The sequence below is a fragment of the Arthrobacter sp. Marseille-P9274 genome, assembly GCF_946892675.1.
Taxonomy (GTDB): Bacteria; Actinomycetota; Actinomycetes; order Actinomycetales; family Micrococcaceae; genus Crystallibacter.
In genome coordinates this window covers 62348-74468 of sequence record NZ_CAMPOV010000001.1, presented here as the reverse complement: position 1 = coordinate 74468, position 12121 = coordinate 62348, and the positions used below count along the sequence as shown (strand labels likewise).

General features: G+C 66.5%; 13 protein-coding genes. 7 read left to right on the top strand and 6 right to left on the bottom strand.

Annotated features, from left to right (window positions below; all coding sequences use genetic code 11):
• Window positions 1-12: 12 nt before the first annotated feature.
• Window positions 13-486 (bottom strand): VanZ family protein, encoded by a 474-nt coding sequence (locus OC550_RS00295; RefSeq protein WP_262103319.1) that lies wholly within the window; start codon window positions 484-486, stop codon window positions 13-15.
• Window positions 483-2198 carry a cell wall metabolism sensor histidine kinase WalK gene (locus tag OC550_RS00290; protein WP_262103318.1) on the bottom strand — a complete coding sequence of 572 codons (1716 nt, stop codon included), beginning with the start codon at window positions 2196-2198 and terminating at the stop codon, window positions 483-485. The genes OC550_RS00295 and OC550_RS00290 overlap by 4 nt, the downstream gene beginning before the upstream one ends.
• Window positions 2199-2394: 196 nt before the next feature.
• Between OC550_RS00290 and OC550_RS00285 the strand changes: the two genes are divergently transcribed.
• The gene (locus OC550_RS00285) at window positions 2395-3249 is read left to right on the top strand and encodes a response regulator transcription factor (protein ID WP_262103317.1); all 855 of its coding nucleotides are present in this window, start codon (window positions 2395-2397) and stop codon (window positions 3247-3249) included.
• A gap of 24 nt (window positions 3250-3273) precedes the next feature.
• On the opposite strand, the gene OC550_RS00280 is transcribed toward OC550_RS00285, so the two are convergent.
• The gene (locus tag OC550_RS00280; protein ID WP_262103316.1) at window positions 3274-3663 is read right to left on the bottom strand and encodes an Hpt domain-containing protein; all 390 of its coding nucleotides are present in this window, start codon (window positions 3661-3663) and stop codon (window positions 3274-3276) included.
• Between the two features lie 225 nt (window positions 3664-3888).
• Between OC550_RS00280 and OC550_RS00275 the strand changes: the two genes are divergently transcribed.
• The 4 genes from OC550_RS00275 (at window position 3889) to OC550_RS00260 (ending at window position 6093) form a co-directional block, all read left to right on the top strand.
• On the top strand, window positions 3889-4410 hold the full coding sequence (locus OC550_RS00275; RefSeq protein ID WP_262103315.1) for an alternate-type signal peptide domain-containing protein: 522 nt from the start codon (window positions 3889-3891) through the stop codon (window positions 4408-4410).
• 75 nt (window positions 4411-4485) lie between these two features.
• Entirely contained in the window at window positions 4486-5040 is a 555-nt protein-coding gene (locus OC550_RS00270) for a hypothetical protein (protein ID WP_262103314.1), read from the top strand.
• The gene (locus OC550_RS00265; protein WP_306556895.1) at window positions 4931-5626 is read left to right on the top strand and encodes a signal peptidase I; all 696 of its coding nucleotides are present in this window, start codon (window positions 4931-4933) and stop codon (window positions 5624-5626) included. The genes OC550_RS00270 and OC550_RS00265 overlap by 110 nt, the downstream gene beginning before the upstream one ends.
• The gene (locus tag OC550_RS00260) at window positions 5623-6093 is read left to right on the top strand and encodes a hypothetical protein (RefSeq protein WP_262103312.1); all 471 of its coding nucleotides are present in this window, start codon (window positions 5623-5625) and stop codon (window positions 6091-6093) included. The genes OC550_RS00265 and OC550_RS00260 overlap by 4 nt, the downstream gene beginning before the upstream one ends.
• A gap of 35 nt (window positions 6094-6128) precedes the next feature.
• Here the strand turns inward: OC550_RS00260 and nhaA are convergent, their stop codons facing one another.
• The 3 genes from nhaA to deoC all read right to left on the bottom strand — a co-directional run bounded on the left by nhaA (window position 6129) and on the right by deoC (window position 8711).
• Window positions 6129-7472, bottom strand: coding sequence for a Na+/H+ antiporter NhaA (nhaA, locus tag OC550_RS00255; protein WP_262103311.1), 1344 nt, complete (start codon window positions 7470-7472; stop codon window positions 6129-6131).
• Window positions 7473-7763: 291 nt separating this feature from the next.
• Window positions 7764-7997, bottom strand: coding sequence for a hypothetical protein (locus tag OC550_RS00250; protein WP_262103310.1), 234 nt, complete (start codon window positions 7995-7997; stop codon window positions 7764-7766).
• Window positions 7998-8039: 42 nt separating this feature from the next.
• Window positions 8040-8711 carry a deoxyribose-phosphate aldolase gene (deoC, locus tag OC550_RS00245; RefSeq protein ID WP_262103309.1) on the bottom strand — a complete coding sequence of 224 codons (672 nt, stop codon included), beginning with the start codon at window positions 8709-8711 and terminating at the stop codon, window positions 8040-8042.
• Between the two features lie 212 nt (window positions 8712-8923).
• Between deoC and OC550_RS00240 the strand changes: the two genes are divergently transcribed.
• Together OC550_RS00240 and OC550_RS00235 are read left to right on the top strand one after the other, a co-directional pair.
• Window positions 8924-10588 (top strand): ATP-binding protein, encoded by a 1665-nt coding sequence (locus OC550_RS00240; RefSeq protein ID WP_262103308.1) that lies wholly within the window; start codon window positions 8924-8926, stop codon window positions 10586-10588.
• A complete protein-coding gene (locus OC550_RS00235; protein ID WP_262103307.1) occupies window positions 10585-12120 on the top strand; it encodes an EAL domain-containing protein in 1536 nt (511 codons plus the stop codon). Before OC550_RS00240 ends, OC550_RS00235 begins: the two co-directional genes overlap by 4 nt.
• Window position 12121: the final 1 nt, after the last annotated feature.

The window sequence follows — 12121 nt, the reverse complement described above, 5'->3', positions numbered from 1 at the left end:
CGGCGCCGTCGTTCATCTCTTCGGAGTGTCCGACGGCGCCGTTTTCCGTGTCCTGCGGTGCTCGAGGACCGCGTACAGGATCACCAGGCCGACGGCCGCGCCGTGCGTGTTGGCCAGCACGTCCTGCATCGTCCCGAAGCGGCCGGGCAGGAAACTGTCCTGGAACAGCTCGATCAGGAACGAGACGACGAACGCCCCCGGCAGGGCCAGCCACCGCAGGCCCTCGCGCAGCTGGATCCCGGCGAGCAGCCCGATCGGCACGAACATCGCGACGTTGGCGCTGGCTTCCACGAGGTTGTAGTCGATCCAGGCCGGGGCCCCGAAGGCATGGAGCCGGATGAGCATCCTCGCGAGTGTCCCCTGGGCCTGTTGGTCCACCGGGGACGGCCACAGCACGATGAACGCCACGGTGACCAGGTAGAGGGCCAGGAGGGAGGCCGCCAGGTGGCCGCGCCCGTACGGGGCGTCCGAGGGAGCGGCCGTCAACGGGCACCCGCGGGAGCAGGGCGGCGTTCCCCGGCCCGCGCCTCGTCCAGGGGCAGCGTGACGGTGAACGTGGTGCCGACGCCGAGCGTGCTCCGGCACTCAATCGAGCCGCCGTGGGCTTCCACGATGGACTTGCTGATGACGAGTCCGAGGCCGACGCCGGGAATGGCCGTCCGCCGGACCGCGGCGGTGCGGAAGAACTTCGTGAAGACCTCCCGCTGGTCCTCCTCCGAGATGCCCAGGCCGTGGTCCCGGACCTCGAGGACGGCGTGACCGCCGTCCGCCCAGGCCCGGACCTCCACGTCGCCGCCGCCGGGGGAGTACTTGATGGCGTTGGAGAGCAGGTTGTCCACGACCTGGCCGATCCGGTCCGGGTCGATGAAGGCCTGCAGCGTCTCCGGGCAGTCATCGCGGAGCACGACGCCGGCGGCCTCGGCCTTGGGGGCCGCCGAGTCGAGGCTGGAGCGGATCACCTCGGCCAGGGACGAGTGCGTGGGGGCGATGCTCATCGGCCCGGACGCGGAGGACAGCAGGTCGGAGACGAGCTGGAGCAGCCGCTCCGCATTGCGCTGCGCCACCCGGAGCGAGCCAGCCAGCCGCCCCGCCGCATCGGTCTCCTCGACTTCTTCCAGGGCCAGGTCCAGGTAGCCGATGATCGAGGTCAGCGGGGTGCGCAGTTCGTGGGAGACGCTGGCGACGAAGTCGTCCTTGGCTGCCAGCGCACGGACCAGCTCCGTCACATCGGAAAACGCGATCACGGAGCCGTCGAAGTCTCCGTCGTCGTCAGTCATGGGCCGCGCGGTGACAGCCATGGCCCGCTGCTGCTTGCCGGCACCGATCCAGATCAGCTCGTCGCTGAAGGTCTCGCCGCGGATCGCCCGGAGCACCGGCCTCTCTTCCAGGGGAATGGGGGTCGTGCCGTCGGGCTGGAAGACCAGCAGCTGGGCCTCGTTCGGGTCCGGGTTGCCACTGGGGGCTGCGAGCAGGTGGTTGTTGCGCTGGTGCCGGTTCATCAGGATGTCGTGCCCGCCCCGGTCCACGGCCACCAACCCCACGCTGACCGTGTCCATCATGGTTTCCAGCAGCCGCTGGCGGTCCCGCGTCTCGCGAAGGACCTGTTGCAGTTCCCGGTCCTTCGCCTCGAACGCCCGCTGCCTGGCCGTTTCGCTCTCGCTGGCCACCGAGATCGTCAGGCCAAAGGCCAGCATCAGGACCGGAACGATGAGCGTCGCGGCCAGGTCCGGCAGGGCGACCGGTCCGGATGAAGTGAAGGCGGGCAGCCAAACGATGGCCAGGGGCAGTACGAAGCTGATGACCCTAGCGGTCCTCGGCGCGATGCCGGACCAAGCGAGCCAGAAAACCGGGAAGAGCATCAGCAGGCCGAGCCCGGTGATGGCCTCCTGCCCGCTGTGCCGGAGCGCGCCGATGGCGATGAAATCCGCCAGCGGGATGACCCAGTAGGACCCCCGCGGCAGGTTGTCCCACGGAACGGCGAACGCCAGAACGGTCAGGACGGCAATCTGTCCGAGGCCGATGAGGAAGGATGGATGCCGGAGGATTTCGGGGAAAAAGCAGGCGACGAGCACGGTGACCAGCGCCACGGTGAGCACGAGCGGCAGCTGGCTTATGCCCACCCGGACACGAAGGCTAAGCTCGTAAAACGGCTTGCGTACGCCGATCAGCCCCAGGGTTCTTCTGACGACCGTGGACATGGCGCACGAATCCTGTTCCTGTTGACGACGGGTGCGTGCCTGCGCAGGAGGCAGGCCCCCACCGGCGACATCAGTATAGGTCGGGATTCTGACACTTAGTTGGAGCGCAGGGAAAGCGGTATGGTAAATCGTTCTGACAAGGCGCTACAATGCAGGTCAGGGCATAGGTTGGGGAACAAATGCGAAGCGGGGCAGTGTGGTTCCAACACGGGTAGCAGTCATTATCGAAGACGACGGCGACATACGCGATCTCATTCGCGCTGTCCTGTCGCAGGCCGGGTTCGAGGTGTATGCCGCCGCCAGCGGCGTCGAAGGCGTATCCGTTGTTCGCGAAAGCAACCCGACGGTGGTAACTCTCGACCTCGGACTTCCCGATATCGACGGCTTCGAAACGGCGCGCCAGATCCGCCAGTTCAGCGACGCATACATCATCATGCTGACGGCTCGGGCCGAAGAACTGGATACGCTGCTCGGACTTGAGTCCGGAGCGGACGACTACATCACCAAACCGTTCCGGCCCCGCGAGCTGCGCGCCCGGATCACCGCCATGCTCCGCCGGCCTCGGACCGGCCAAGGTCCCGCAGTACCCCAGGAGAATGATCCCTCCCCGAACCCTGGCAGCCACGCACCGGCAGCTCTGCCGGAGCCCGCTCCCGCTTCTCCGGAGACGTCAGCCAGGCAATCCGTGGACACCGCCGCACCCATGGAGGAGGAAGACAGCGCCTACTTCCACAACGGACTGGCGCTGAACCACAGGACCCGCACCACCGAGGTCGACGGAGCCGCCATCGAGCTCACCAGAACCGAATTCGACCTGCTGCATGCGCTGCTGGAAAGCGGCCGTGTGGTGCGCAGCAAGGCTGACCTGGTGCGCCGCCTGCGGTACGAGGAATATGACACCGGCTCCTTCATCAGCGACGCCGACGAGCGCGCCATCGAAGTCCACGTCGGCAACCTGCGGCGCAAACTCGGGGACGACTCCCGCTCGCCCAAGTTCCTTGAGACCGTTCGCGGAGTCGGTTACCGGCTGGCCCCCAACGCCCTCCGCTAACCGACCCCGCTGCCGGGTCCTCAACTACCTGCCGGCAGATCCGGCTGAGCCCGAATACCAGAGCTTCAGCTGGACGATGGTTGCTTCGCCGCAGGACTTGATTTCCTCGAGGAGCGCGAGCGTACGCGACGTCCGAATCTCCTCGCCCAGGCACTGGATGAGCTGCTGAAGCTTCGCAGCTAGCGCCGACAACGGCTTAGCGCCCGCCATGGCACTGGCTGTTTTCACGCTGAGCACCGCATCCATCGCAGCCTTCACATCGCATGCCAGAACGGCGTCCCGAAGCCGGGCATGCCGGGCCTCCCACATGCTGATGAAGTTACCCACGAAAGACCGGCATACACGGTCGTCATCGAACTCATCCGCCAGCTCTCGCAGGGCCTCGAAGGAAACCAATTGGTCGTCGACCCTCATGGTTCCTCCGTCCGCGTGATCCGACCTGATGCAGCAATTGTCGCCACACATGCTCAAGCTCCAGCGCAGAAACACCTCAAGATCTCCTCAAGATTCGGCGGCCCGGCAGGAGGCAAATCTTGAGGAGATCTTGCATGTTCCTTTTGTTTACCTAGCGTCCATTCTTGAGAATCGGTGGCAAGGGTGGCCTTTGTCAGCAATTAGTTTCAACAGTTGGGGCTACAAATGAACAAAATGACGAAAGGTGCCATCGCCACCGGTATTGGCGTAGCACTGCTCCTCGGCGGCGGCGGCACGCTCGCCGTCTGGAGCGACAGCGTGAAGTCCGGTGCAGGGACCATTACGGCGGGCAACCTCGATCTAGAATCAAAGTTGGACGGAATGTGGGAGTCGGATGTCACCGGGCCTGTCGGCGACATCAATGAGTACCTGGTAGTCCCGGGCGAGACTCTCACCTACACCGAGAATCTAACCGCCGTGGTAGATGGTAACGGTATTGAAGCTGAGCTTTCGATGGCCGGTGATCCTGTCAACGGATTTGGCGACAGCGTCTTAACGAAGACGACCTTCACCAAGGACGGAGTCAAGAGCGACTTAGAAACCTTATCCATAAAGGGGAAGGCAGACGTCACCGCCGTTACAGAGTTCACCTTCAAGGCAGAGACCTCAGGCCGCCAGAGCGTCATGAAGAAGTACAGCTTCGGACAGGTCACCTACAAGCTGCAGCAGACGGCGCCAACAGCGTAGCTGTTCCGGAGGTATCGACCTTCACCCCCATATTTTACGGGTGAGCGTTGCGCCCCGACTTCCTAGAGAAACATGATGCGGACCAAGACGTTATTGAAGGCTAGCGCTCTCCTCGCTGCCGCCGTCGTACTTGGTTTGCTGAGTGTGCAGGGGACGTACGCGCTGTGGAGCAGGGTGGTGCCGGTGGAGGCCGGCACCATCCAGGCGGCGGATTTCCGCGTCACGCTAGCCGAGGTAGGGACAGGCGCAGCGGTGGACATGGTTGATGCATTCGGTGCGTCGGCGTTGCTGCCGCTGCGGCCCAGCGGCCTGGTGTCGAGCACGGTGCCGGCCTATGCGGGTGTGAAGGTCTCGAACGTGACGAACGCGGGCTCGGATTTCGCGGTCCGGACCCGCGTCGGACAGGCTTCCGCCGGTGATCTTGTGGTCAAGGCCAGGGCGGTTCCTGCGGACACGACCAGCTGCGGTGCCGTCGATTTCACCGGGGCCGGCGGCACGGCCGAGGTGAGCCTCGCTAAGGATGCGTCGGCCGTCTTCTGTTTTCAGTTGGCGCTGGCTTCGACCGCGCCTCAGGCACTTTCCGGCACGCAGGCGAAGATCACCGTGCCGATTATCGTTGACCAGCTTTGAACGGATAGCTATGACTGCTGCTGGCTTTGAATCCAGTCCTGGAACCAAGCCTCGGGGGATGCGGCACGCTGTCGGCCGGGTGTTGGGGTTCGTGGCGCTGTGTATGGCTCTTTATGCCGCCGTAATCCTGATTGTCATTCCGGCTGTGACCGGTTCCCAGCCGTACACGGTGCTGACGAATTCGATGGCGCCGAAGTATCCGCCGGGAACCCTGCTCATCGTGGAGCCGGTGGAGTTCGATTCGCTCCGGCTGGGTGACGTGATCACCTACCAGCTCAAGTCCGGCGAACCGGCGGTGGTGACGCACCGGATCGTGTCCGTCGGCGTAAACCAGGATGGCGACCGTACGCTCATCACCAAGGGGGACAACAACTCGCTGGAGGACGAAGTTCCCGTCCAGGAGGTGCAGGTCCGCGGGAAGCTGCTGTATGCCGTGCCTCACGTGGGCTGGGCGGCCAACTGGATGGAGAACAACAACCGCGAGGGTGTGGCCAAGTGGCTGGCGGTCGGCCTGATCGGCTACGGAGTCGTCAGCATCGTCCGCGGGGCGCGGGAGTCCCACCGGAAGAGGAAGGCCGAGGCATGATGATGGAGCGGGCCCGGTGGCAGCAGGTGAAACAGCTTCGTGTCGCCGCCGCAGTCTTCGCCGCCACGGTGCTGATGGGCGTCGGCGCTGGAGCGGCGGCGGCCAAGTGGTCGCAGTCGGCGGCGGTCGAGGTGACGGTCGCCGTGGGGATCGTGGGTTCCGGCTGCACCGTCTCCGAGGATGGCAAGGCCTTTACCATCCGGTGGATGCAGTCGCCGGGAACGGGCTTCACGCTGGCAGCGGTCCGCCTCAACAACGGCGGCCAGGAACCGGGCAAGGACCCGATCACGGTGGTGGCACCGCAGCCCGACGCGTCAGGGCTGGCGACCCTGACCATCTCGCTGGACCAGCTGGGCCTCAACAACAGCAACTGGAAGGTTGTCCTGACCAAGACCGATTCCGCCGGAGGAACGCAGCCCCTGACCTGGACCCTGAGCGAGTCTGGACAAAAGGGAGTGTGCTCTTAGGCCTGCCCAATTGCCGGCGGTGCTCCGGGCTGAGCTCAGGCGCGGTGGCCCTCCTCGTAGACGTCGGGGATGCCGTCGTGGTTGGCGTCCAGCTGCTCCTCGGCCTCGACACGGCGGTAGTGGCGGTTGCGGGCACGCAGGACGCCAGCGGCCACGAGGGCCGAAACCAGGGAGCCGGTGAGGACGGCGACCTTGGCGTGGTCGTGGTGCTCTGTGCCGAGGACGAAGCTGAGGTCGTTGACGAGCAGCGAGACGGTGAAGCCGACGCCTGCGAGGATGGCGACGCCGAGCACGTCGACCCACTTCAGCGAGGGGTCCAGGTGCGCCTTCGTCGCCTTGGTGAGGACCCACGTGGTCAGCAGGATGCCGATGGGCTTGCCCGCGAACAGGCCAAGGATGATGCCTAAGGCGACGGAGTCCGTGACGGCCGATTGGAAGCCCTGCCATCCGCCGAGCGCCACGCCGGCGGAGAAGAAGGCGAAGACCGGCACCGCGAAGCCGGTCGACAGCGGACGGAAGCGGTGCTCGAGCAGCTCGGCGAGGCCAGGGCCCGCATCAGGGCCGCCGTCCTTCGCACTGCGCTGGACAGGGACCATGAAGCCGAGCAGGACCCCGGCAACGGTGGCATGGACGCCGGAGGAATGCATCAGGGCCCAGGTGACGACGCCCAGCGGGAGCAGGACGATCCACGCCGCGGCGTGGTGCCGGGCGAAGAACCGGGCGTACTTCTGCGTCAGGAAGGCGAAGAGTGCGAGCGGCAGCAGCATCCACAGCAGGAACGGCACATGGACTTCGGAGGTGTAGAAGAACGCGATGATGGCGATCGCGATCAGGTCGTCGACCACCGCGAGGGTCAGGATGAAGATGCGCAGGGCGCTCGGCAGATGCGAGCTGATCACGGCCAGCACGGCGACCGCGAAGGCGATGTCGGTGGCGGTGGGGATGGCCCATCCGCGCAGCGCTTCGGGGCCGGCGCTGAGGTTGACGATGACGTAGATCAGGGCCGGCACCGCCACGCCGCCGAACGCCGCCGCGATGGGGACGATGGCGCGGCTGGGTGAACGCAGGTCGCCGGCGACGAACTCGCGCTTGAGTTCCAGGCCGGTGAGGAAGAAGAAGATGGCCAGCAGGCCGTCGGAGGCCCACTTGCCGATGCTCAGGTCCAGGTGCCACGGCTCGTAGCCGATCTTGAAGTCCCGGATGGCGAAGTAGCTGTCCGCGGCGGGGGAGTTCGCCCAAACCAGGGCGGCGACGGCGGCGATCAGCAGGAGGATGCCGCCGACGGTTTCCTTGCGCAGGAGGTCGCTGATCCGCAGATACTCGGGATAGCTGCCGCGTCCGAGGACGGTCTTGGATTTGCCGGGAGCAGGCTGGGTCATGGCTCTCCTTGGGATCGGGACGTCACAAATTGCTCGACGACCAGACTTCCCGTCACACCGTGAGCCAGTTTACATGCGCATCCACCGGCAGCGGAAAGCCGACGACGGCGGGTCGGTTCCGCCGTCGTTATTGCGCCTCGTTAAGGGTGCCTTGAGCGCGCGACTTTAACGGGCTGAGCGCACAGCCGTTGCAGGTGCCACCGGGTTTTCGGCCATGGCCGAGCACCGGAGTTCTCCTGCAACCGAGGCTGTGCGCCCAGGTGTTGGGGGGCTTATCGCCCATTGGGGGATTTAGCTAGCGAGGTCTTTGTGGGAGTCCGAGCGACCCATGATCTGCTTCGGGATGAAGAAGGCCAGAGTGAACAGCGCCAGGCCGAGGGCGAAGGCCGGGATCGCTCCGATCTCCGGCTCAAGGCCGAAGGCGACGAGTGCGCCGAGGAACAGCACCATCATGAGGACGAAAGTCACGATGTTGCTGACAAGGTGGCCTTCGCCGGAGTGGGAGCGCTGCTTAGGGGTTGCCATGGGGGATTTTCTCTCCTCGAAATGCGGGTGGTGGGCCGGACGTCAGTATCCGGAAGAAGTTGTCTCGCCGTTAACAATAGCTACTGACGAGCTCGCGCCGATCCGTGTTGCGCCGGCTTCGAGCATGGACTTGGCGTCCTCGATCGAGCGCACTCCACCTGAGGCCTTGACGCCCAGTGCGGCTCCGACGGCGCCGCGCATCAGCTTGATGTCCTCGACCGTGGCCCCGCCGCCGGTGAACCCGGTCGAGGTCTTGACGAAGTCGGCGCCGGCTTCGGCCGCGACCTCGCAGACCAGCACCTTCTGCTCGTCCGTGAGGAAATGGGTTTCCAGGATGACCTTCAGCAGCGCGCCGCCGGCGTGGACCGCGTCGGCCACGGCTGCGATGTCAGTGAAGAGCGAACTGCGGTCCCCGGCGCGCGCGGCGGCGACGTTGATGACCATGTCCACTTCGTCTGCGCCGTCCAGGTTCGCGCCGCGGGCTTCGTAGACCTTTACGTCCGTCGGCGTCGCTCCAAAGGGGAAGCCGACGACGGCGCAGGTCTTGACGCCCGAGCCCTTCAGCGTGTTATGCACGAGCGCAGTCCAGACGGGGTTCGTGCAGACCGAGGCGAACTTGTACTTGACCGCCTCCTCGCAGACTTTCAGGATGTCCTCGCGCGATGCCTCCGGCTTGAGCAATGTGTGGTCAATATAGGCGGCGATCCCGGACATTGGCATCCTTTCGAATACGTGGTCTGCAGCCTCCATCTTTGCATAGAAGGACGCGGGCTTGCATTGGGCCTAGTCGTCCCGCGCGGCGCACCCGACCCGGGTCGGGCAGGATGCTGGCGCAGGGGCGGCCGCGATGGTGAAATGATTGACTGTGGGGCTCGCCCTTGCATGTGACGACGCCCGCAGCAGCGCAGGCGTCGGGAAAAGGATTCATGGAAACAGCCACGGTGCCGGCGGCCCAAGCGCCCGTCGCAGTCGCGGGGGACAGGCCTTCCGAACGGGCGGAGGCCTGTTCGGCGCTGCGTGCCGTGGGGTTCCCGGTAAGGGAGGCCGCGGACGGGGAATCGCTGGTCAAGCTGCTGGCCCCCGATGCCCCGGAGCAGCACGGCGCCGTCATTATCCTGGCCGCTTCCGAGGCGGAGGCCGACCGCTGGCTGGAGCAGTTGGCGCGGACGGGCCTGCGCGGCCGGCTACCGGTAGTCCTGGTGACGGGCGGCAGCGTACCGGCCGAGCGGATCGCCCAGTGGGACCCGTCCGAGTTCCTGCTGCGGCCCCTGCAGCCGGCGGAGCTGGTGCTGCGCGTCCGCGCCGCGCTGGCCCGCAACAGCCAGCGGGCCGAGCGCCGCGAAAAAACCGAGGCTATGCGCAGCCGTACCCGGCGCATATCGGAAGCCATCCGGGGCTCGCACGACCCGCAGGCAATGTCCCGCGACGTGATCGCCGGCCTCGGGGAAGCCTTCGGGGTCGAGCACAGCTGGATCGTGACCTTCGGGGACGAGCGGGTGCCGGAGCAGGCCCTGGGCTGGAACGCGGACGGGATCCGCGGCGCGACGCCGGCGCTGGCGGAGGACGCCGTGCGTCCGCTGGCCGCGCAGCTGTGGGAAGACGCCACCGTGCTCGCCGTGCCGGACCACCGGGACCCGGCCCTGGCGCCGTCGTGCGACCCCCTGTCGGAGTCCGCGGCGCGGGACGGACTGCGTTCGTCGCTGATCGTGCCGCTGGGCCACGGTGCGAATGCCTTCGGCCTGCTCTGGCTGGGGTCCGACGCCCCGCGGACCTGGACGCCGATGGAGGCCTCACTGGTCCAGCACGTGGCCGGCAACCTGGCGCACGGGCTGGTGCAGGGCCAGCTGATCACCGCGCAGCGGCAGGTCCTGGAGCGGCTGCGGGACCTGGACCGGGCCAAGAATGAGTTCGTCGCCACGGTGAACCATGAGCTGCGGACGCCGTTGAGTTCCATCATCGGCTACCTCGACCTGATTATCGACGACGGCGAGGGGCGCCTTCCGGAGGAAACGTCCCGCATGCTGGAGGTCGTCGCGCGCAACGCCCACCGCCTGCACCAGCTCATCGAGGACGTCCTGATGCTTTCGCGCAGCGATGCCCAGCAGATCCGGCAGTCGATCGAGAAGTTCAACCTCAATACGGTGCTCCGGTCCGTGGTGGCGACGATGGCGCCGGCCGCGGCGGCCGGAGACCTGCGGCTCCAGCTGGAGGATCCGGAGCCGGTGCAGGTCGAGGGTGACCGCGCGCAGCTGGAGCAGGTCTTCACCAACATCATTTCCAACGCGGTCAAGTTCACGCCGTCCGGCGGCAGTGTCACGGTCTCGCTGTCCAGCACGGACGGCGACGGCGGCGTGGACCGGGCCTGCGTCAGGGTAGCCGATACCGGGATCGGGATACCGGAAGACGAGGTTCCCAAGCTGTACCAACGCTTCTTCCGCGGATCCAACGCCACGGCCGCCGCCATCCAGGGGACCGGCCTTGGCCTGGCCATCGTGCAGGACCTGGTGCACCAGCACGGCGGGGAGCTTCTGGTGCAGTCCCGCCTGGGCGAGGGGACGACCATCTCCGTTGAACTTCCGGTGCACCGGTGACCGCGGCCGAGCCCAAGGATCCCCGCCTGAAGCAGCTGGTCGAGGGGGTCGTGAAGCTGGCGTCCGGTGACTTGTCGGCGCGGATCCAGCCGTCGCAGGCCCGGGACGAAATTGACGCCGTCATCACCGGCGTCAACCTGCTGGCGGAGGAACTGCACTACATCTACTCCGACCTCGAGCAGCGCGTGGCGGAACGGACCGCGGAGCTGATCGAGGCGGAGGCCGAGCTGCGGCGGATGGCGATGACCGATGCGCTCACCGGGCTGGCCAACAGGTCCCGGCTGCGGGAACGGATCATCGAGGCCATGGAAACGGTGCAGCACGGAGGCCGTCCGCCGGCGCTGATGATGCTGGACCTCGACAGCTTCAAGACCATCAACGACAACCTGGGCCACGGGGCCGGCGACGAGGTGCTGGTCGAGGTGGCCGGGAGGCTGCGGGCCTCGGTCCGTGAGACGGACACCGTGGCCAGGCTCGGCGGCGACGAATTCGCCATCCTGGTTCCCAACGCGAACGAAGACGACGTGCGCGCGATCGCCTACCGGGTGCTGCGCTCGCTGCAGAGAAGCATCACCGTGGGCTCGGCCTCCGTCTGGGCCATGGGCAGCATCGGCGTGAGCATCGGTTCCGCAGGGGACACCGCGGCGACCCTGCAGCGCGACGCCGACGTGGCCATGTATGTCGCCAAGTCCCGCGGCCGGAACAACGTGCAGCTCTTCGTCCCGTCCATGCTCGAGGCGACCCAGGAGCGTTCCCGCACGGCCGCGGAGCTGCGCACCGGACTGGAAGCCGGGCAGCTGTCGCTCCATTACCAGCCCGTTGTCGCCCTCGCGACCGGTCGGATTATCGGCCTGGAGGCCCTGGTCCGGTGGCGGCACCCGGAACGCGGCATGGTGCTGCCGGACACCTTCATCCCGCTTGCCGAGGAAACCGGGCTGATCGTGGACATCGGCAGGTGGGCCCTGGCGGAGGCGCTGCCGCAGCTGAAGGCATGGAACGCCGTCGTGCCCGGCATGCAGGACGTCAAGCTGCATGTAAACCTGTCCGCCGCGGAGCTGCTGCGGAAGGATCTGCTGGACGATGTCGCCGCAGCCTTGACGCGCTGCGGCGTCGCGCCGGGGCAGCTGGTCTTCGAGATCACCGAGACCGTCCTGATGACCCGCGAGACGGAGGAGGCCCAGGTGCTGACCAAGCTCAGCGGCCTGGGCGTGGGGCTGCAGATCGACGATTTCGGTACCGGCTACTCCTCCATCAGCTACCTGCGCTCGCTGCCGGCGGACACCGTGAAGGTGGACCAGTCGCTGATCAGCGGCATCGACTCGGACCAGGGCCAGCGCGACTTCGTGGCCGCGGTTCTGCAGCTGATCAGGTCGGCCGGCCTGCATGCCATCGTCGAGGGTATCGAGACAGCCGGGGAGGCCGCGCGGCTGCGGGAACTCGGCTGCGTCTACGGCCAGGGGTTCCACTTCAGCCGCCCGGTGCCAGCCGACGCCGTCGTGTCCCTGTTCAATGCGGACTTTCCGCCTGCCTAAG